Below are 20,093 nucleotides of genomic sequence, written 5' to 3' on the forward strand. Positions count from 1 at the left end.
TTGCTATTTTTCTAAGATTTTATTTTCCGCCAAGCTAAAGATGCCGCCATGTGTTGCAGTCAGGATGGCTTCCACGGCCGCATGCTTGATCTTGCGTTCGGTGGAGACTGCGTAAAACTGTTCCTGCACCTGGCTTAACTCTCCGACCAGTTCCGCGCCGAATTGTTCCGCAACGTCGGCCGCCAGGATGGATGCCGCTGGAAACAGGCCCAGTCCGCTGCGGCCGAAAGTGCTCAGCAGCGCGCTGTCTTCAAATTCGCCGACGACGTCCGGCCTCACATTATGCAGCTCAAACCACTGGTCTATCCGTCCGCGCACCGCATTGTTGCGGGTAGGCAGCAACACCGGCGCGCCATGCAGGCTGGCCGGGAAGTTGTCGCGGTATTTTTTTGCCAGCGTCGGTATGCCGAACAACTGGATCTGGCATTCGCCCAGCGGATGGCTGAACACCCGCAGGCTGGTGCCGGCGCTGACCGGCCTGTCCGTCAGCACCACGTCCAGCTTGTGCAGCGCCAGATCGGCCAGCAGGGATTCAAACTTACCCTCATAGCATTCCAGCCTGACTTTTTGCGGCAGGCGCAATGCAGTTTCCAGCAGGCGATAGGCGATCAGCTTGGGCAGGGAATCGGAAATACCCACCGTCAGCCGCATGCTGCTGCCGAGATCGGTTTCTGCCAGGGCATCCTGCATCTGTTCTTCCAGAAGGAAAATCTGGTCGGCGTAGCTGAGCGCCACCCGTCCGGCCTCGGTCAGCACCAGGCGCCGTCCCTGCGTGGTCAGCAGCGATTTGCCGACAGCCTGCTCCAGTTGTGCCAGTTGCATGCTGATGGTCTGTATCGCCACGCCCAGGCGCTCGGCGGCGCGCGTGACGCCACCCTCCTTGGCGACCACCCAGAAGTAATACAGGTGGCGCAGGTTGAGGCCGGTATGCTTCATTGTGCTGTCAGCATGTTGCGCAGCGGCGAGTCAGCAGGCTGAGCCAGCGGTCCGCTCCCTGCGCATCGCTGATCACGGTGGAAAAATCGCTGACGGTGCGCGCTGCACGCTCCAGCAACTGGATGTCGGCCTCATGCTGGCGCGCCACGTGCGGGTCTTCTAAAAACAGGATGCGGCGTATCTGCCGCTCCAGCACCAGTTCCGCGATTTGCGCATCGCCGCCCAATGGGCCCGACAGGAAGGGGCGTACCCAGTTGCGGCCAGCCTCTTCTCCCTTGATTTTTTGCGCCAGCTTGTTCAGCAGGCCGCCGGTGGTACCGGTCGCATAGCGCATTGCGTAGCCGTCCAGCAATTCAAAGTGCTGTTCCGCCAATGCCAGCATGCGTTCCTTCATCGCATCATGGGCGATGAGTGCGATACCCTCGCCGGCAAACGAAAAGCTTGCATCCAGCGCAGCATCCGGTGTGGCGCCGGCCGCCATCGCTTCCAGCTCCAGCCACTCGCGCGCACTGGCCAGCGTGGACAGGAAGGGTTTGTTATGGATCACGCATTGCCGCTTCAGCGCCAGCGCCTCGGGAAAGATGGAGGAAGGATCCACCGGGTCGATTAGGTAGATCACTGCGTCGACAGTGCGTTCCGGATCGCTGTCCACCACGCGCGACACCAGCTTCATCAAACCGCCCTCGCGGCCATACGGGAAGCGCTGCATCGCCGGAAAACCGTTGATCAAATCATGCGAGGCCAGCGCATCCAGCGTGCGGCCCACTACGATCAGCTCGGGCTGCAGCGCCTGCAAGGCGTTTTTTGCACCGCGAAACAATTGCACCAGCGCCGAATTGGCGGCATCCTGGTGGGAGCGGTTGGCGATCAGGCCTATACGCAGGCGACGTGCGGGAAGATTCATGGATGGTGCGTCCGTAGGGATTGAAAGGCTGCAGATAGTTTACTGCCTATTTGCCATGGTTTTGGAAGCAGGCGATAAAAATTTCCTTTGCTGCATGTTTTATTGCGCGGAATAAGAAAAAACGTGGGCTTATCAATGCGGGGATTGACATTTCATAGCTGATGCACGGCCATCCTGATGGGGAAAACGCAGCTAAACTCAGGCATAATCCGGTCTTTCTTCTCTCGCAGCATCTTGCAACGGCCATCGCCATGCCATTTCCGATTTTTACCTCTCCCTGCCAATTGTTGTCGGATGCCTCGGTGCTCGGGCGGCAGGTTTGGGTCAAGCGCGACGATATGCTGCATGCACAGGTATCGGGCAACAAGTTCCGCAAGCTGAAGTTTCCGTTGCAGCGGCTGCAGCAGTTGCCACAGCATTCAGCCAAACCGGTGGCGCTGATCACCATGGGTGGCCCCTGGTCCAACCACCTGCACGCGCTGGCGCATGCGGCAAAGATTTGCGGCTACCCATGCCTGGGCCTGGTGCGCGGCCCGCATGTGACCGACAGCGCGACTTTGGACGATTGCCGCCGGCTGGGTATGGAGATACGGTTCGTGACGCGGGAAGAATACCGTGCATTGCGCGATGTACCGGACCAATGGCGCAAACATGCGGGCAAGGATGATCATGAGTGGACCTGGTTCCCCGAGGGCGGCAGCTCTGCAGCAGCGCTGCATGGCGTGGCCGAGCTGGTGGATGAGCTTCCTTTCGTGCCGGATACGCTGGTGGTCGCCTGCGGCACCGGTGCGACTCTGTCCGGCTTGCTGGCCGGTATGCGCGGTCGCGGCCGGGTGCTGGGCATTGCCGTGCTTAAAAATGCTGATTACCTGCGCGCAGAGATAGCACGTTTGCTGCAGCAGGCCGGCTATCCCGCCTATGACAATTACGAATTGCTGACCGGTTTTCATCACGGCGGTTATGCGAAAGTAACAGATGAGCTGCTGGCATTTTGCCGCGACTTTTTCGCGCGGACCGGCATTCCGGTGGAGCCTGTTTATACCGGCAAGATGTTCCATGCGCTGAAACAATTGACGGCGGACGGTGAATTCCGGCCCGATGAAAGCGTGGTAGCCGTGCATACCGGCGGCCTGCAGGGTGCGCGCGGATTTGCGGCCTACCAAGAACAAGCAGGGTAGCTGATGCCAACGGATATGCAGCCTTTAAAGAATGTACTGATCATAGGCTATGTATGGCCGGAGCCGCGCTCGTCGGCGGCCGGTAGCCGCATGATGGAATTCATTCACCTTTTTCTGCAGCAGCAGTGGCAAGTCACTTTTGCCAGCGCGGCTGCCTTGTCGGAGCACAGGGCGGAATTACCTGCGCTGGGCGTCAGCGAAGTCTGCATAGAAGTCAACAGCGACAGCTTCGACCACTTCATTGCCGGGTTGCAGCCGGACATGGTGCTGTTCGACCGCTTCTTCACTGAAGAACAATTCGGCTGGCGCGTGGAAAAAATATGCCCGCAAGCGCTGCGCGTGCTGGATACAGTGGATCTGCATAGTCTGCGCGACGCCAGGCATGGCTTGCTGAAGCAGGCACAGCAAGGCTTGGGCAACGAACAGCAAAAACAGAGCGCAGGTCCTGTACGTGCGACGCAGGCAGAGTTGCACGAAGTGATGGCGGTGGACGATACGGCGCAGCGCGAGATTGCCGCCATTTATCGTTGCGACCTGAGCCTGCTGATCTCGGATATAGAGCGGGATTTCTTGCAGCAGCATTTCTCGGTGCCTGCCTATCTGTTGCACCACTGCGCGCTGATGTCGGTCGCTTCTGCTACTGCGAATCCAGGATTGGAATTTGAGCAGCGGCAGCACTTCATCAGCATAGGCAATTTCCGCCATGCGCCGAACTGGGATGCGGTGCTATGGCTGAAACATGCGTTGTGGCCGGCGATACGCCGGCAATTGCCGCAGGCCGAGCTGCATGTGTATGGCTCCTATCCACCGCCGAAAGCAACAGCCTTGCATAATCCTCGCCAGGGCTTTCATGTGCTGGGCTGGGCCGACGATGCGCAGCGGGTCATGGCGCAAAGCCGGGTTTGCCTGGCGCCTTTGCGTTTCGGCGCCGGCATCAAGGGCAAGCTGGCGGATGCGATGTTGTGCGGCACGCCCAGCGTGACGACAGCCATTGGCAGCGAAGGCATGAGCGGGACGCTGCCCTGGGCCGGTGTGGTGGCCGAGGATGGCGATAGCTTTGCCGCTGCGGCGGTGGCGCTGTACCAGGACCAGGCGGCCTGGCAGCAGGCACAGCAGCATGGCAGGGACATCCTGCAACAGCGTTTTGCGCGGCAGGATATTGCACAGGGTTTGCTGTCACGCCTGAGCGACGCAAGACAGAATCAGTCGAACTGCCGCCAACAGAATTTTACCGGAGCGATGCTGCGCCATCACCTGCACAAGAGCACGCAGTATATGTCGCAATGGATCACTGCCAAGAACCAGTTGGCCGGAAAATAAAAACAGGCGATAAAAAAGGGCGGTGCCTTATTAACGGCACCGCCCTTGCATCGTTCTTGCATCAGTCTTGTACGTTTATTTTTTCTTCGCTGGATATTTGATCGTCATTTCTTTCAGCAGATTGTCTGCGTGATCAACTTCCTTCATCACCCACAGCATGTAGCGAATATCCACATGGATGGCGCGTGTAATTGCCGGATCGAAGTACCAGTCCTTGGTTACCGATTCATAGGTGGAATCGAAATTCAGGCCCACCAGTTCGCCGCGCTTGTTCATCACTGCGGAGCCGGAATTGCCGCCGGTGGTATCCGCACTGGACAGGAAATTGACCGGCACCGTTCCCAGCGCTGCATCGCGGAATCCGCCATAGCGTTTTTCCTTGATCGCATCCAGCAAGGCTTTCGGTGAATCAAACGGCTCCTTGCCGGTCGTTTTCTCGACTATGCCTTCCACGGTTGTGAACGGACCCTTGCTGATGCCGTCGCGCGGTGAATACGGCGCTACCGTGCCGTAAGTGACGCGCAAGGTGGAGTTGGCGTCCGGATATACGGGCTTGCCCTGCGATTTTTTCCAGGCGATCACGGCTTGCATGTATTGCGGAATCACGCGTTCCAGATTGCCGTCCACTTCCTTGCGGCGGTTTTCCAGCGACATCGCTACATCATTCAGTTTGATTGCCAGTTGCAGGATGGCGTCGTCGGATTTTGTCATGCTGTCCGCATCCTTGCCTATCCAGGCCAGGCGTTTGGCGGTATCGGCCAGTTCTGATTTCTGGTACAGGCCGGCAATTGCATCGGCATTCGGCAACAAGGCGTCAAGAGCCGGAGGATGTTCGGCCGCTGCACGTTTCTGGTAGCGCTGCAGCGCGGCTTTCCAGCGCGCTTGGTCCACTTCACTGATAAAGGATTGCTCCAGACGGGACAGGCGGGCCTTGATGAACGACAAGTCGCGCTGCTGGTAGCCTGCTTCGCGCTTGGCATCCGGTTTTTGCTGTTCCAGTGCAAGCCTGTATAGCGTGCGGGCGCTGCGCAGCAGATCGCTGGAGGTGGCGACGTTGTAGGCGGATTGCTGCTCGCTCAGCGCCATGTCTGCAGCGATGACCGCATCCAGGTCTGCCATCAACGCATTGTTTTTCGCCGTGTCTGGCTGCTTGGCCAGCCACTGGCGGAACTCGGCATCCTGGCTATCCTTGATTGCCGCGATATCCTTGCGGTTAAATCCGTCCAGCAAGCCCTGGGTTTTCTTCAGGCCATTGTTGATGCTCTTGACGACGTTTGCATAGCGCACGCCCCATTCGGCATTGCCCTTGGTCGCCTGCGCGATCACATCCAGGTCCGCGGTCGCCTCGGCAACGTATTTAGGGTAGGTCGCATCGCGAGCAAAGCGGATTTCCACCGGCAGCTTGTAGCGGCTGGTGCGTCCCGGATAACCGGCCAGCAGGATAGGATCGCCATTGACCAGGCCTTCTGCCGACACCACCAGGAAGTCCTTGGAATGGTAAGGCACGTTGTCAGGCGACGGGTCTGCCGGGCGGCCGTCCTTGCCTACATAGGCGCGCAGGAAGGAAAAGTCACCGGTCTGGCGCGGCCATTCAAAGTTGTCTATATCGCCGCCGAAATTGCCTATGCTCTCGGTAGGCGCATACACCAGGCGCACGTCGCGTATCATCAACTGGCGGATCCGGTAGTATTCCAGCCCGCGGTGGAAACTGGGCACGGTACAGCGGTAATCCTTGTCCTGTTCACATTCCGCGATCAGCTGCTTGATGCGTTCTTCCACCTGCTCGCTGCGTTCGCGTCCGGACAGGCTTGCGCTCAAGCCTTTCAGCACGCGATCCGTCACATTCTCTACCTTGTCCGTCACATAGATCAACTGATTCGATCCTGCAGGCAATTCTTCCGCGCGCGTCTTCGCCAGGAAACCGTTGGCAATATAGTTATGCGCCGTTGTCGAATTACGCTGTATCGCTCCGTAAGCGCAATGATGGTTGGTCACTACCAGGCCGTCGGTGGAAACGAAGGATGCAGAACAACCGCCCAGCGATACGATGGTGTTCATCGGATGCTTGGTGATATCAGCCAGTTTTTCTGCCGGTATCGTGATGCCTATGCGCTTCAGTTCGGATTTCAGTTGCGGCAACTGGTAGGGCTGCCACTGTCCTTCGTCGGCCTGCGCTGGGAGGGTCGCGCCCAGCACGGCGAACGGCAGGAGGATCGCTTTTAACGATAATGTTGACAAGATAATCTCATTTTTGTTTGATTGGGAACGGGCAAGTATATAGGGGTGGTGTTTTTGTCGTCAAATGACGATATGGCATTGTTTGATGCCTTTTGATTATAAGGATGGTTTTTTTTGGGGATTGCTGGCCGGGGGTAGCCCGGCGGCCACTTACTTTCTTTGCTTCGCCAAAGAAAGTAAGCAAAGAAAGGCGACCGCAGACTTGCCCTTCGGGTGATGGGGCTGCGCCCCATCACATTTTGCTGCATTACAAAAAATGGGAAATGAACGAAACTCGCTTCCCTTGCAGGGCGCATATCCGCTTGCAAGCGGATACCGTTACGCAGGCACGGAGCAGTGCTCCGTGAAACCCCTGCTACACCTCAGACAACGTTCATTTCTGATCCATTTTCTGTAACGCACAAAATGCTGTGTCCCGAGCGGGGGTAATTCAAAAGCAGCGTCAAGAACAACCCCAACCCCCTACATCAAACCAACTTAATTTGAATAGTGAGATTCTTTTGAAAAAAGAGAATCTGGTTGCCGTTGTTTTTGATTTGGCTTTTGAGCTTGTTTTTGACGTTCAACCGCTCGGAGCCTCGCCGATTGTGCGGTACAGAAAATGGATCAGAAACAGGTGTGTCTGAGCGCAGCGAGTTTCGCCTGTTTCCCATTTTTTGTACCGCATAATCGGGAACCCGAAGGGCGAGGCTTGCGGTCGCCTTTTTTTGCTTACTTTTTCTTGGGGGCCGCCGAGGTGCGAAGCAAAAAAAGTGAGTAGCATGCCGGGCTACCCCCGGCCAGCGATCTAAACTTATTTTGTGTCAGCCACAACGGCAGCACGACCTAAGGCCCAACCGGGTACCCGGATCAAGCCGGTAGTCAACGCGGTCCCGATGACAATCAATCCACTCCCCACCCCCATCCTGAAAGTAAACTCTTCGCCAAGAAATAGTACTCCCCACAGCACGCCAAATGCGGGTACCAGGAAAGGCACGGTCATGGTGCGAGAGGCGCCTACGTCGGCGATCAGTTTGAAGAACAGGACATAGGCCAGGGCGGTGCAGGCGACAGTCAGGGCCAGCAGGGCGAGCCAGGCGTGTGTTGAGGGTGTTACTGCGGGCCAGTAGAGGATGGCGGGTATGGCCAGCACTGCTGCGGAAATCAGTTGGCTGCCGGTGGCGACGGCTAATGGCGGCACTTCGGCCAGGCGTTGCTTGCTGTAGTGGGCGGAGAATGCATAGAGCAGGGTTGCGGCCAGGCAGGCCAGTACGGCCCAGCCGGTGGCGGTAGTGTTGCTGGTGCCGGTCTTGAAGCCGGCGCTGTCCCATACCAGCCACAGCACGCCGGCGAAGCCTATCGCCAGGCCCAGGCCGCGCTGGGCGCTGATGTTTTCGCGCAGCCATAGCAGGCCGATAAGCGCGGCATACAAAGGGGTGGCGGCGTTGAAGATGGCAGACAGGCTGGCATTGATGCTGAGCGCGGCAAAGCCGAACAGCACAAAGGGCAAGGCGGAGTTGGTGATGCCTACCAGGGCGATCGGCTTCCAGTGTGTTCTCAGTGCGGCCAGCCCGCCGTCGCGGCGTGAGGCCAGCAAGGGGAGCAATAATAGCGCCGCACCGGCGGCGCGCGATCCTGCCATTGCCAGTGCGCCAAACTCGCCTGCGCCCATGCGCATGAACAGATAGGAAGCTCCCCACAGTCCGGCCAGGAACAAGAGTGTTGCGATGTCTCGCTTTTTCATTTTGCCGCCTCCGATTTGGTAAGCTAAAAGCTTGTTCTATTAACTGGCTAGCTGGCGGTCTGGCCGAAGAGTATCTTGCGTGCCTCTGCCGATACCGGCTCTGCCTTGGTGTATACATCTTCCATGCCCCGGTAAGCGCGTATCGTTGCCGGTCGGGCTGCCATCGCATGGAACCAGCGTTGCAGATGGGGGAATTGCGCCAGATCCTGGCCATGTGCCTGGTGCGGCACTATCCACGGATAGCAGGCGATGTCGGCGATAGAAAATGCGCCGGCGATAAAATCGCGTCCTGCAAGTTGCCTGTTCAGCACGCCATACAGGCGATTGGTTTCATTGGTATAGCGCTGTATCGCATACGGTACTTTTTCCGGCGCATACACATTGAAATGGCCTATCTGCCCGGCCATGGGGCCGAGGCCGCCGACTTGCCAGAACAGCCATTTCAATACTTCCATGCGGCCCTGCAGATCGCCGGGGATCAGGCTGCCTGTCTTTTCTGCCAGGTACAGCAGCATGGCGCCGGACTCAAACAGCACGACAGGCTGGTTGCCGGAAACCGGTGCATGGTCCACCATCGCCGGGATCTTGTTGTTCGGCGATATCGCCAGAAATTCCGGTTTGAATTGCTCGCCCTTGCTGAGGCTGACCGGGATGATGCGGTGTTCCAGCCCTGTTTCTTCCAGGAACATGGTCATCTTGTGGCCGTTGGGGGTAGCGCTGTAGTAGAGGTCTATCACTTGGTTTCTCCATCCGTGCTTGTCGATAAGGCACAGGATAGGGTGTAATCTGGTATGCTAAAAGATCCACATTAAGCCAAATTTATGGAACCAATTTTCGAATTGGCACTGGAGTTGCCGGATAGGGACAGCCGCAATCTGCTGCGTTCGCTGCATGGGCAACTGCGGGCGGCAATCCTGGACGGCCGCCTGCAACCCGGCTTGCGGCTGCCGTCGACGCGGGTATTGGCATCAACATGTCGCGTATCGCGCAATACTGCAGTGGCTGCCTATGATTTGCTATTGGGAGAGGGTTATCTGGAAGCGCGGCCCGGTGCCGGCACCTATGTTGCCCAACTGCTGCCCAGGCACACGGAACTCCGCAGGCAAGGCAATGCGAGCTTGCCGCAGGCGGACGAACACAGGCTGAATGCCTACTGGCGCAAGCCCCCGGCCGTAGTACAGGCGCGCGGGGGGAGCATCCCTGCATACGACTTCCAGCTCGGTAGCCCGGACCAGAGGCATTTCGCCTTTGATATCTGGCGCCGCCTGGCCGCGCGCAGCCTGCATCAATTGTCGAAGTCGGTAGCCAGTTATGAGGGGCCTGAAGGCAGGCAGGGATTGCGGGAAGCCATTGCAGCGCATGTTTCACTGACGCGTGCCGTCGCCTGCAGCCCGCAGGATATTCTGGTGACTTCCGGTGCGCAGCAAGCCTTTGATTTGCTCGCGCGCATCCTGGTCACGCCCGGCAAGACTTTGGTGGCGGTGGAAGACCCAGGCTATCCGCCGCTAAGGGCGACACTGGCGGCGGCCGGTGCGAAGCTGGTGCCGGTGGCGGTTGATGCAGAAGGGCTTATCGTGGAACAGTTGCCAAAGAATGCAGCCATCATTTGCGTCACGCCTTCGCATCAGTTCCCGCTCGGTGTGGCGATGTCGGCACGGCGCAGGGCCGCCTTGCTGGAGCATGCGCAAAAATACGGTGCGGTAATCATCGAAGATGATTACGACAGTGAATTCCGTTTTGGCGGCCGCCCTCTGGATGCGCTGCAAACGCTGGATCGGGCCGATGCAGTATTTTATGTAGGGACCTTTTCCAAGAGCCTGTTCCCAGGGTTGCGCCTGGGCTTTGTGGTGGCACCGGTATGGGCGCAGGCTGCGTTGGCCGCCGCCCGCCAGTGCAGCGACTGGCATGGCAATCTGGTGGCGCAGGATACGCTGGCCGCTTTCATCAGCGGAGGCCATCTGGCCCGCCATGTGCGCAAGATGCGGCAAGTGTATGACAGGCGCCGCCGCCTGGTGCTGGATGCCTTGCAGGCAGACTTCCCCGGCCGCCTGCAGGCATTGCCGTCGGCTGCCGGCCTGCACCTGGCTGCGCTGGCACACGAAGGCAATGATTTGCAGGCGATCAGGCAGCAGGCCGCAGCGCACGGTGTCAGCATCAATACGCTGGGCCAGTATTTTATCGGCAGACAGCCGAAGCAGGCGGGCCTGGTGTTCGGCTATGGCGCGATTGACGAAGCGGCGATACCGACGGCGATGGCCATCCTGCGCCGCCTCATGCAGAGCGTCAGTTAAGCTTCTTGTGCAACACCAGCTTGCGCAGCAGCATGCCGGCACGCCATACGCCCGGCAGCTTGAACAGGCGCTCGCTGATCTTCAGGAAAGGAAAACTCAGCGTCGAACGCCACATCGCCTGCCGCAGGCCGCTGGCTATATCCTGACGGCCGGCTTTTTCCGCCGCCTGCAAGATGGCACGGTGTACGACCAGATTATGGATGCCGCCTACGCTCAGCTTTTTGATTTTTGCCAAGTCATACCTGGACCAGTCGAAGGACTCGGCCATCGCTTCTTTTTTACCCAGTATGTCCAGCGTGATCATGGTGCGATAACACTTCTCGCAGTGCGAACAATTTTTTTCCGGCAGGGCCATGCAGACATGCAGGGCCGTCTGGGCCGGCGGGAAGCGCGCGACCAGTTCGGTTTTTTCCACACGGGTGGCAACCGCGCCATCGTGTACGACCTGGGTCGTGGACGTTGAAAACAGCGGGTCCGTCATCGGGTGGGAACCCCAGGGCAGCAAGGTGGGATAAGGATAGCTGGAGCCCAGCAGCACCTGGCGGTAGCGTTTTTCCAGCATCAGCGAGACGAAGCCCATGCCCGCTCCATGCGTCAGTTGGGCCCAGCGCTCGGTCCAGGCCTGGTCGCGCAGATTGGTGTGGATCACAAAATGATTGCGGCCTATGCGGCCGGCGGCATGCGTCAGCATATTGAGCAAAGGCGTGAAGCCGGTCTCGTTGTGGATACGCACATCGAATCCCCATACGGTCAGCAAGTCGTCGATATCGCCTATGCACGGCAAGCCATAATCCTTGTCCGGCAAATGCCTGGCCAGCGTGAAATAAGAATCCACGCCGCCGGAAAAAAATGCCGCGATCTTCCCATCGGGATGCAGGCCGTCTGTGTGATAGGTAGGGCAATCGATGGCGATTTCGGCCAGATCGGGGAACCAGTCCACCCAGACCCGCAGCACTGCGCCCAGGTTCTCTTTCAACAGCCCATCCACCGGTAGCGACAGTTCGATGTTTTCATGCCTGGTTGCTGCCATGGGCAGCATCGCGATCAGCCAGGGATTGCCGCTATCGGACAGGCCTGCTGCGATGGCGTCCGGCACGTCAACCCAAACCTGCAGCTGCTCTCCATTGTCATAAGCGATACTGCCGGTGCTCCTGGTATAGCCGGGAGTGCGCGGGGACGGGGTAATCGTGACATCCAGCAAACGCATCGTTCTTCTCCATGGTGGTGCTATCTGGATCCGCTGCCTTGATCAATACAATCATGCATCGGCATTTGAGTGAACTATTTGATAACAAAGTGTAGCGGATTTGCTCTGCAAAGCACAATGCGGATCATGCACTTTTGCTCAAAAAGACACAGCACCGCAGTACCGGAAAAAAGGCACAGGCGATACCATGCCGGGCCAGGCCGATCAGGGCCAGCCCTCAGGGTTTGTCGCTGGAGTGCTTGATATACTTGGCAGTGATGGAATTGCGCAGCACGAATTTTCTGAGCGCCATGCCGGCACGCCACAAGCCGGGCAGTTGCATCAGCCATTCGCTGGTCTTCAGTGCCGGCGACGCTGTGCGGGAGCGTATGCCTGCGCTTTCCAGTTCGCTCACCAGGTCTGCGCGCTTGGCTGCGCGCGCCGCATCCAGGATCTCGCCGTAAAAGACCTTGTCGCCCTTGCTGCCTATCTTGATTTTCCGCACCGCCTCGACATGGTATTTGGACCAGTCGAATACTTTGGACATCCTCTCCTTATGGCCGAGTATGTCCAGCGTGATCATGGTGCGGTAGCATTTTTCGCATTCCGAGCAGTTATCATCCCCTATCGCATGGCAGACATGCAGCGCCGATTGCGCCGGTGGAAATTGCGCGGCGAGGTCGGTCTTTTGTACTCGCGTGACGCTGGGGCCGTCATGCACGATCTGGGTTGCGGAGGTTGAAAACAGATGGTCCACCAGCGGATGCGAACCCCAGTCCACATAGGTGTAGTTGGGGAAGGAAGAGCCCAGCACCACCTGACGATAGCGCTTTTCCAGCACCAGCGAGATGAAGGCCAAGCCGGCGCCGTTGGTCAATGGGCCCCAGCGGGTAAACCACGGCGTGCGGTTGTCGCGCAAGTTGGTGCGGATGATGGCGTGCTTGCGCCTGATCTGTTTTGCTGCGGAGATCAGCCCCTTGGCCATGGGGCTGAAGCTGGCCTCGTCATTGGCTGACACATCGAAGCCCCATACGCTGAGCAGATCGTCGATATGGCCGACCACGGGAAGTCCGGTGCCGCTGTCCGGCAGGCGCCGGGCAATGGTGTAATAGGAGTCTATGCCGCCGGAAAAAAACGCAGCGCATTTTTCCGGTTTTAGGGTTTCTATGCTGGAGAAAGTACTGCAATCTATCGCCACTTCCGATAGTTCGGGATACCAGCCTGACCAGATTTTCGATATGCCGCGCAGGTTTTCCAGCAGCAGCGCATCTACCGGTAGCGAAAGCTGGATATTTTCATGTCTGGCGGCGGCAATAGGCAGCATGGCGATGACCCAGGGGTTGCCGGAATCGGAGATGCCGTCTTTTAATTCATCGGGCACGTCGACCCACAGCGACATTTCTTCCTCGATGTCCATCACGATACGCGCAGTAATGCGCGTGAAGCCGTCGGTGAGTGCCGATGGGCCTACAACTGTGTTCAGCAAACGCATTGCCATTCCCCCAGAGATAAGCTCTCAGGCCGCGCCGGCTGCTTCAACCATCGATGAATTGCGCACGCGGACCTGTTGTTTTAATTGTTCTAATAAATTCAGATACCCGTGCCAATAAGTAAAGTAGGAGAAAAGCTGCATGCAGGCATGCCTTTCCTTGGCCCAATTTTGCACCTCAAAGGCAATTTGGTACAGCGGAATTTCACTAAAATGAGACAGGCAAGGAGGTTTACCGGCTAGCGTGGTCGTATGCTACCGCTCAGCACCCCTGCAGGGTAATAGCGCTGGAAGGCATTCCAGATCGCGCCGGATTTTGCGCTGCGTTCCAGCAACTCGCGTAGCGCATTGCGGTCGGTTTCATTGAGTGAAGTACGGGAGATATAGGCGCCGCTGTCGCTCCACGGCAATTCATCGATAGGCTCATAGCGCAGTTTTTCCAGCAGCCCGGGCGTGCGCGGTTCTGCCTGTATTGCGCCAGCAAGGATGGATGGTGCCATGATGGTCACATCGGCATTGCCGGATTGCATCAACCTGGCTACGGAGACAACGTCGGTGTCTAAAAATACACGGCCCTGGCTGCTGAGTTCCTTGACCAGTTTCTGGTAAGCATCGCCAAAATCAAAGCCGCGTACCAGCGCTACTTTCAAATCTCGCCTGTCCAGCAAATCCTGCGCGCTGCGTATAGGTGCCCGGTCGGAGGCAAGCGAGATTACCATCGCGCGGCCAAAGATCAGCGGTACGAAGATACCGTGCTCGTCGCGGCGGGCGGATTTGGAGGCAGGTATCAGCAGATCTGCCTTACCGGCATCAAACATCGCGCTCAAGCGTGCGCGTGGCACGACTGAAAATTCAAAATTGCAGCCTTCCCTTGTGCCGGCGGTGCGCAGTACATCAGGATAGACACCGCTGACCGTATCCCCATTCGCGATGACACTGAGGCCTATAGGCGATAGCGGCACATTCATGGGGCGGGTGCAGGATGCGTGAGCGCTCAGAGCCGCGCCCGCCAGCAGGCTTGCTAGCATGCTGCGGCGGATGGCACGGAAATAAGATGTCACTTTCTGCATGAGGAATTCAGGGGAGCTGGCACGGCTTGAGTATGCCATAAGCGGGGAGCGCTAATACCACTTAATGCATTAAAACAAGCTTAGAAGCCGCTGTGAAATTGCGCTGGCGTTGTTGCTCCTCCTCGCCGTACTACTCGTACTGTCTTCGTCGTCGCGCCTAGCCAGCCCAATTTCACAACAGCTTCTCAATAGCGGTGTTCGTCGACTAAATGCTTGTTAAAACTGTACTTTGTGCCGCCTTGCAGGATGTCTACCAGCTTTTTGGGATTGGCAGCGGAGATGAAAATATCTGCGACACCGTCCTTGACCCGGAACTTGGTCGCCGGACTGAGGATGTTGTTCGCTTTAATCGTCAGATGGCGGATGATCTTGGCTTTTTCGCTACAGATCAGGAAATGGTTTTCTTTCCTGAAGTTGGCCAAAGGAATATTCAGCCACCAGCCCTCGTCGTTCACATAGCGAACCACATTGGAAAATTGCGTGTTGCCGTCATTGAGCAGATTGGCGCGCAGGGATTCATTGGCGATCTGTATGGCTTCGGATTTGTTCATTATTGCCTTTTGATAAATTCAGGCCGGCGTTCATGGTGAACGCCGGCAGGCAGTATTGTAAACCGTCGCAGCGATAGTCCTCCGAAAACCGGGTATTAACGTACCCTGCGCATCGAAGACAACTGGTTTTCCAGCCCGCCCAGGCCAGGATAACGTCCCGGACCGAACACGGTGCAGCGGCCGCGGAAATCGGCGTCGGTGCAGAATTCCCACTGGCCTTCATGGATCACCAGCGACTGTATCCTGTCATTGAAGCCGCCGTTACGGAAGGTGGACAGATTCTGCGCCACTTCATAACGGTCGCCGCCGAAGTTGTTGGCGCTGAACAGTTCAACCGCGGCACGGCTCGCTGGCGGCGGATTATTCGCCTGCGGCGCAGCGGCACGCACCGACGAAATCCTGCGATAAAACACAGGCTCCAGACGTGGATACTGGCCTGGGCCCAAGACCCGGCATTCGCCGCGGAAGTAGGCATCGGAACAGAATTCCCAATAACCGCTCTCGATCACCATCGATGCAGCCCTGTCATTGAAGTCTGCACTGCTGAAGTCGACTACATTGCCGGAGACCGCCATGCTGCGGCCGCGCAGGCCGTCTTCGGAGAACAGCACCAGGCGCGCATTATTATTGCTGTAGTCGGGGCGGCCGTCATGGTCGTCATCCCGGCGCGGCCTGTCCCAGCCGCCGCCATGCACGGGACGGTTGTCATAACGATCTTCCAGCACGCGGGCAGAAGAGACCGCCCTCGCCATGCCATAGCCCAGGTCAGGATAGCGTCCAGGGCCATAGGTGCGGCAGTCGCCGCCATAGTTGGCATCGCTGCACAATACCCAGTTTCCTTCCTGCACATTGATGCTGATGGCGGTATCGTTGAAGCCCTGCTGCCTCAGGTTGGGTGCATCTTCGCTGAGACTGATCGATTGCCCGCCGAAGTTGGGGGCGGAGAACATGTCGATGACAGCGCGCCTGCGAGGCCGGTCCGGGCCATTGCCGGGATTGCCGCCGCCGGAATAGCCCACTTCGCGCACCGAGGAGATGTGGTCGTTCAGGCGCGGATCCAGGGCGCGGTATTCGCCACGGTCCAGCACTGCGCAGCTACCACGGAAGTCGTCGTCGCTACAGACTTCCCAGCGTCCGGAGCGCACCACCATGCTGGAGGCGCGGTCATTAAAGCCGATATTGCGCAGGCTGGGCGTGGCATCGCGCAGCTCAACCTGGCGGCCGTTAAAACCGGGATGTTCATACAAAGTGATTTCTCCGGCCTGCGCGGCCGAGCCGCACAAAGAGGCGAGTGCGGCGATTGCCAGCAAGCCGGCCTTGGCCGGGGTATTAAATGTCAGAGCCTGTATCCAGCGCTTCATGATTGTTCCTTCATAGATTATCGTTTTTGTTTTCCGCGAGGGTAGGCAAGTTTGCCGTGTTTCAACAACGCTCGCTTGCAATGTGCCGTTGACCGCTTTTGTATTACAAGACGTAACACGGATTTTCATCTGTGCGCAAACACACGGAGCGGTTGGCCGCCGACTGCTACAGTCATTACTGGACAATGCTGGTTGGCGGCCTATTTGCGCCCAGCAGAAGAGTAACAAATTTGCTTACAAAATAAAGATAAATTTCCTTACCGACCGGCAATCGAGCATGTAGGCTGGCTGCCGATCTCATTTAAGCCTCAGTAAGGCCCTGCTCGGGATACCATGCTTGCAAAACTCTCCTTCCGTCAACTGCTGTTTGCGGGTTTCCTGTTCATCGCATTATTGCTGAGCGGGACTTCGGTGCACGCGCTGCTGACGCTGGAACGGCTGACCAAGCAAAGCCGAGCGGTAGCGCATCAGGCGGTACAACTGACCGAGGATGCGCAAAAGCTGGCCGAGCGCACGGTGGCGATGGAGCGCAGCGCGCGCCAATACCTGGTGCTGGACGATACAGCCTTTCGCGATATCTTCTTTGATGCCTGGCAGGAAGCGCGCAACGCATTGCAGGCATTGACGCAGGCGATTCCCGATCTGCCGCAGCAGCAAGTAACAGACTGGAACACGCAAAGCGAGCTGGCGTGGCAGGTGCTGCAGGAGGGACGGCAAGGCGGTAAAAACAAGCTGCACCATAATCAACAGGAATTGTCGCAGGCATTTGTGCGGCTGCCGGAGATCAATGACCAATTGGCTCTGGCCGGCAAGCGCGAGATAGAACGCCGCAACGATCAATCGCTGAGCGAGCTGGAACGCCAGCGGCGCTTATTGAGCGGGCTAGTCGCTGGTGCCATGATCATCGCCATTTTGCTGGCTCTGTCTTTCGGCCTGTGGCTGTCGCGCCCGCTGGCGCAGGTAGAAGTCGCGATTGAAAGGTTGGGTGAAAACCGCTTTGACCAGGCGATAGCTGTCAGCGGCCCGGCCGACATCCGCAAGCTGGGCCGGCAACTGGATTGGCTGCGGCAAAGGCTGGCAGACCTTGAGGCTGACAAGGCGCGCTTCCTGCGGCATATCTCGCATGAGCTGAAAACACCGCTGGCCGCACTGCGCGAAGGCGTGGCCTTGCTGGAAGATGAGGTGGCGGGAAGCTTGTCCGACAACCAGCGAGAAATTGCCCGCATCCTGCGGCAAAACACCGCATCGCTGCAGACGCAGATAGAAGACCTGCTGCGTTATAACGCGGCCGAGTTTGATGCACAGCATCTGCAGCGCACACCGGTCAACCTGGTGCAGTTGCTGCACACGGTGATCGATGACCAGCGGCTGCAATGGCAGGCGCGCAGCCTGCAAGTGGATGTTGATGAAAAAGGTGAGGCAAGAAACATCGTTGCCGACGCTGAAAAACTGGGGGTAGTGCTGGCCAACCTGTTGTCGAATGCGGTGCGCTTCAGCCCTAGCGGTGGGGCCATACACTTTGCACTGTTGTATGCAGATACCGGCGTACGCATTGACTGCATGGACCAGGGACCGGGTGTCGCCGCTGCCGATGCTGCGCGCATCTTTGAACCTTTTTACCAGGGCGCCCGCCAGCCTTCTGGCGCCCGTAGCGGTAATGGCATAGGTTTGTCCATCGTCCAAGAATACATCGCCGCCCACGGCGGCCAAGTGCAACTGCTGCCTGCGAACGCGGGTGCCCATTTCCGGATAGATCTGCCTTATGAATTCCACTTGCGCTAAATATTACTCTTCCCTGTTCTCGCGTGGCATGCGCTCGCTGGCGCTGCGCGTGCTACCTGTATTACTTGTGCTGCTGGCGACAACGCTAACAGCCTGCAAGACGCCGCCGCAGGTGTCCGAGCCGGCACCCGTCGTAGCTGCAAGCTTACCGGCACCGGCGCCGCTTGCCGTCAACGAAACCGAAGACCTGCTGGCCTACTACCAGCGTACCCGGCTGCTACCGCAGACCGATCTGCCCCGGATGCTGGCTGACCTGAATGTGTTGGCGCGTAATCCTCACCGCGATGTGCAGCGCGCCATCATTCTAGGTTTCATGCGCGGCAATGGCGACTTGGCGCGCGCGCAGGCGGTGCTGGACGGCGTCGTCAAATCCAGCGATGCCGATGCCGAGCATATCAAGCCGCTGGCTTACTTTTTATATACCAACTATGCCGAGTGGCGGCGGCTGGACGAAGCGGCCGACAAGCAGGGCCAGCAATTGAAGGACGCGCAACGCCGCGCGGACCAGCTCAGCCAGAAACTGGAAGACCTGAAGGCGATAGAACGGCAATTGCCGGCCCGCAGCAAGGGCGCCCCGACCAGCCCCCCGTCTTCCCCTGCGCCCGCCGGCGAAAACAAACAGTGACAGGCATGCAAGCATCATGATGAATAAATTCGACAAACTCGACAAACCCGGCAAGCCGAAAAATGAACAGGCCAAGCTCCTGCTGGTGGACGATGACCCGGACCTGCTGACCCTGATCTCCATGCGCCTCAGTGCCGCCGGTTACCGGGTGACCGCGGTAGAAAGTGCCGAGGCCGCGGTTGCCAGGCTGGCGATAGACTTGCCGGCGCTGGTGATCACCGATGTGCGCCTGCCGGGGCGGGACGGCATGGCCTTGTTTGACGATATACGCAGCCAGTATCCGGCGCTGCCGGTGATACTGTTGACCGCGCACGGCACGATACCGGATGCCGTGGAAGCTACTGCGCGCGGTGCCTATGCCTACCTGACCAAACCCTTTGACGGCAATGTGCTGCTGGAAAAGGTCGCGCATGCGCTCAGCCTGAGCGGCCCCGCTTCCGGCCCGGCCAGCAAGGATGAAGCCTGGCGTGCCGAACTGATCAGCCGCAGCCAGCGCATGGCCGAGCTGCTGGCAGAAGCGAAGCTGGTTGCAGGCACCGACGCCAGCGTGCTGATACAGGGAGAGAGCGGAAGCGGCAAGGAATTGCTGGCGCGCGCGATCCACCGCGCCAGCCACAGGAGCAAGGCGCCCTTCATCGCCGTCAATTGCGGTGCCATCCCCGAGCAATTGCTGGAGTCGGAACTGTTCGGCCATGTCAAAGGTTCTTTCACCGGCGCGGTGGCGCACCGCAACGGCCTGTTCCAGGCGGCGCACGGCGGCACGCTGTTCCTGGATGAGATAGGCGACATGCCCCTGCCCTTGCAAGTCAAGCTGCTGCGTGTATTGCAGGAACGCACGGTGCGGCAAGTGGGCTCGGATGCCGCGATTGCAGTGGATGTGCGCGTGCTGTCCGCTACCCACCGCGATCTGGACGTGGCAATGAAAGAGGGTCAGTTCCGCGAGGATTTGTATTACCGCCTGAATGTGGTCACGCTGGCGCTGCCCTCGCTGGCGGAACGGCGTGAAGACATCGCATTGCTGGCCAATCATTTCCGCCAGGCGCTGGCGGAAAAATACGGCAAGCATATCAATGGCTTTGCACCCGACGCGCTGGCCGCATTGATGGCGGCACCGTGGCCCGGCAATGTACGCCAGTTGCATAATGTGGTGGAGCAGGTCTGTGCATTGGCGACAGCGCCGCTGATACCGCTGTCGCTGGTGCAGCGCGCGCTGCGTGTGCCGTCGCTGGAAGTGCTCAGCTATACCGAGGCCAGGCAGAAATTTGAACGCGACTACCTGATACAACTGCTGAAGCTGACCGACGGCAATGTTTCCGATGCCGCCAGGCTGGCCGATCGCAACCGTACCGAGTTCTACCGTCTGCTGCAAAAACATGAGCTGACACCTAGCCTGTTCAGGGCAGACGGAGAGGCTGTCGCTGATGAGCGACAGGATTAAA

At 58.4% G+C, this 20,093-nt stretch carries 16 protein-coding genes; 6 read left to right on the forward strand and 10 right to left on the reverse strand.

Annotated elements, in window-relative coordinates; genetic code table 11:
* Positions 1-3 precede the first annotated feature (3 nt).
* Both nhaR and IEW12_RS24720 read right to left on the reverse strand, forming a co-directional pair.
* Positions 4-936: a transcriptional activator NhaR gene (gene nhaR, locus IEW12_RS24715; protein WP_188568790.1), complete on the reverse strand. Its 933-nt coding sequence runs from the start codon at positions 934-936 to the stop codon at positions 4-6.
* A gap of 7 nt (positions 937-943) precedes the next feature.
* Positions 944-1,840, reverse strand: coding sequence for a methylglyoxal synthase (locus tag IEW12_RS24720; protein WP_188568791.1), 897 nt, complete (start codon positions 1,838-1,840; stop codon positions 944-946).
* 251 nt (positions 1,841-2,091) lie between these two features.
* On the opposite strand from IEW12_RS24720, the gene IEW12_RS24725 reads away from it, so the two are divergent.
* Positions 2,092-3,018: a 1-aminocyclopropane-1-carboxylate deaminase/D-cysteine desulfhydrase gene (locus IEW12_RS24725; RefSeq protein ID WP_188568792.1), complete on the forward strand. Its 927-nt coding sequence runs from the start codon at positions 2,092-2,094 to the stop codon at positions 3,016-3,018.
* Positions 3,019-3,021: 3 nt separating this feature from the next.
* Positions 3,022-4,338, forward strand: a complete 1,317-nt coding sequence (locus IEW12_RS24730) for a glycosyltransferase (RefSeq protein ID WP_188568793.1) — start codon at positions 3,022-3,024, stop codon at positions 4,336-4,338.
* Between the two features lie 75 nt (positions 4,339-4,413).
* Here the strand turns inward: IEW12_RS24730 and IEW12_RS24735 are convergent, their stop codons facing one another.
* From IEW12_RS24735 to IEW12_RS24745, 3 genes are all read right to left on the reverse strand, one after another.
* Complete coding sequence (locus tag IEW12_RS24735) at positions 4,414-6,576, reverse strand: S46 family peptidase (protein WP_188568794.1); 2,163 nt, start codon at positions 6,574-6,576, stop codon at positions 4,414-4,416.
* A gap of 793 nt (positions 6,577-7,369) precedes the next feature.
* A complete protein-coding gene (locus IEW12_RS24740; RefSeq protein WP_188568795.1) occupies positions 7,370-8,299 on the reverse strand; it encodes a DMT family transporter in 930 nt (309 codons plus the stop codon).
* Between the two features lie 47 nt (positions 8,300-8,346).
* Positions 8,347-9,036, reverse strand: a complete 690-nt coding sequence (locus IEW12_RS24745) for a glutathione S-transferase N-terminal domain-containing protein (RefSeq protein WP_188568796.1) — start codon at positions 9,034-9,036, stop codon at positions 8,347-8,349.
* Between the two features lie 84 nt (positions 9,037-9,120).
* On the opposite strand from IEW12_RS24745, the gene pdxR reads away from it, so the two are divergent.
* Positions 9,121-10,590 carry a MocR-like pyridoxine biosynthesis transcription factor PdxR gene (gene pdxR, locus IEW12_RS24750; RefSeq protein WP_188568797.1) on the forward strand — a complete coding sequence of 490 codons (1,470 nt, stop codon included), beginning with the start codon at positions 9,121-9,123 and terminating at the stop codon, positions 10,588-10,590.
* On the opposite strand, the gene IEW12_RS24755 is transcribed toward pdxR, so the two are convergent.
* The 5 genes from IEW12_RS24755 to IEW12_RS24775 all read right to left on the reverse strand — a co-directional run bounded on the left by IEW12_RS24755 (position 10,583) and on the right by IEW12_RS24775 (position 16,247).
* Positions 10,583-11,797, reverse strand: coding sequence for a hypothetical protein (locus tag IEW12_RS24755; protein ID WP_188568798.1), 1,215 nt, complete (start codon positions 11,795-11,797; stop codon positions 10,583-10,585). The genes pdxR and IEW12_RS24755 overlap by 8 nt on opposite strands.
* Before the next feature lie 217 nt (positions 11,798-12,014).
* Positions 12,015-13,268, reverse strand: coding sequence for a hypothetical protein (locus IEW12_RS24760; RefSeq protein WP_188568799.1), 1,254 nt, complete (start codon positions 13,266-13,268; stop codon positions 12,015-12,017).
* A 236-nt stretch (positions 13,269-13,504) separates the two neighbouring features.
* Positions 13,505-14,335 carry a substrate-binding periplasmic protein gene (locus IEW12_RS24765; protein ID WP_229751331.1) on the reverse strand — a complete coding sequence of 277 codons (831 nt, stop codon included), beginning with the start codon at positions 14,333-14,335 and terminating at the stop codon, positions 13,505-13,507.
* A 185-nt stretch (positions 14,336-14,520) separates the two neighbouring features.
* A complete protein-coding gene (locus IEW12_RS24770; protein ID WP_188568800.1) occupies positions 14,521-14,886 on the reverse strand; it encodes a hypothetical protein in 366 nt (121 codons plus the stop codon).
* A 95-nt stretch (positions 14,887-14,981) separates the two neighbouring features.
* Positions 14,982-16,247 carry a beta/gamma crystallin-related protein gene (locus IEW12_RS24775; RefSeq protein ID WP_188568801.1) on the reverse strand — a complete coding sequence of 422 codons (1,266 nt, stop codon included), beginning with the start codon at positions 16,245-16,247 and terminating at the stop codon, positions 14,982-14,984.
* Positions 16,248-16,580: 333 nt separating this feature from the next.
* On the opposite strand from IEW12_RS24775, the gene IEW12_RS24780 reads away from it, so the two are divergent.
* Genes IEW12_RS24780 through IEW12_RS24790 form a run of 3 tightly spaced genes read left to right on the forward strand, consistent with a single transcriptional unit; the run spans position 16,581 to position 20,092 of the window.
* A complete protein-coding gene (locus tag IEW12_RS24780; RefSeq protein ID WP_188568802.1) occupies positions 16,581-18,029 on the forward strand; it encodes a sensor histidine kinase in 1,449 nt (482 codons plus the stop codon).
* Complete coding sequence (locus tag IEW12_RS24785; RefSeq protein ID WP_188568803.1) at positions 18,010-18,654, forward strand: hypothetical protein; 645 nt, start codon at positions 18,010-18,012, stop codon at positions 18,652-18,654. The genes IEW12_RS24780 and IEW12_RS24785 overlap by 20 nt, the downstream gene beginning before the upstream one ends.
* Before the next feature lie 16 nt (positions 18,655-18,670).
* A complete protein-coding gene (locus IEW12_RS24790) occupies positions 18,671-20,092 on the forward strand; it encodes a sigma 54-interacting transcriptional regulator (RefSeq protein ID WP_308789157.1) in 1,422 nt (473 codons plus the stop codon).
* Position 20,093 lies beyond the last annotated feature (1 nt).

The sequence above is a fragment of the Parundibacterium terreum genome (assembly GCF_014636315.1).
Classification (GTDB): Bacteria; Pseudomonadota; Gammaproteobacteria; order Burkholderiales; family Burkholderiaceae_D; genus Undibacterium; species Undibacterium terreum.

Bases quoted from the DNA above. Each gene is read 5' to 3' on its own strand.
- IEW12_RS24740 (WP_188568795.1), bottom strand. From the start codon at position 8,299: ATGAAAAAGCGAGACATCGCAACACTCTTGTTCCTGGCCGGACTGTGG.
- nhaR (WP_188568790.1), bottom strand. From the start codon at position 936: ATGAAGCATACCGGCCTCAACCTGCGCCACCTGTATTACTTCTGGGTG.
- IEW12_RS24730 (WP_188568793.1), top strand. From the start codon at position 3,022: ATGCCAACGGATATGCAGCCTTTAAAGAATGTACTGATCATAGGCTAT.
- IEW12_RS24725 (WP_188568792.1), top strand. From the start codon at position 2,092: ATGCCATTTCCGATTTTTACCTCTCCCTGCCAATTGTTGTCGGATGCC.
- IEW12_RS24765 (WP_229751331.1), bottom strand. From the start codon at position 14,335: ATGCAGAAAGTGACATCTTATTTCCGTGCCATCCGCCGCAGCATGCTA.
- pdxR (WP_188568797.1), top strand. From the start codon at position 9,121: ATGGAACCAATTTTCGAATTGGCACTGGAGTTGCCGGATAGGGACAGC.
- IEW12_RS24790 (WP_308789157.1), top strand. From the start codon at position 18,671: ATGATGAATAAATTCGACAAACTCGACAAACCCGGCAAGCCGAAAAAT.
- IEW12_RS24780 (WP_188568802.1), top strand. From the start codon at position 16,581: ATGCTTGCAAAACTCTCCTTCCGTCAACTGCTGTTTGCGGGTTTCCTG.
- IEW12_RS24720 (WP_188568791.1), bottom strand. From the start codon at position 1,840: ATGAATCTTCCCGCACGTCGCCTGCGTATAGGCCTGATCGCCAACCGC.
- IEW12_RS24770 (WP_188568800.1), bottom strand. From the start codon at position 14,886: ATGAACAAATCCGAAGCCATACAGATCGCCAATGAATCCCTGCGCGCC.
- IEW12_RS24755 (WP_188568798.1), bottom strand. From the start codon at position 11,797: ATGCGTTTGCTGGATGTCACGATTACCCCGTCCCCGCGCACTCCCGGC.
- IEW12_RS24785 (WP_188568803.1), top strand. From the start codon at position 18,010: ATGAATTCCACTTGCGCTAAATATTACTCTTCCCTGTTCTCGCGTGGC.
- IEW12_RS24775 (WP_188568801.1), bottom strand. From the start codon at position 16,247: ATGAAGCGCTGGATACAGGCTCTGACATTTAATACCCCGGCCAAGGCC.
- IEW12_RS24760 (WP_188568799.1), bottom strand. From the start codon at position 13,268: ATGCGTTTGCTGAACACAGTTGTAGGCCCATCGGCACTCACCGACGGC.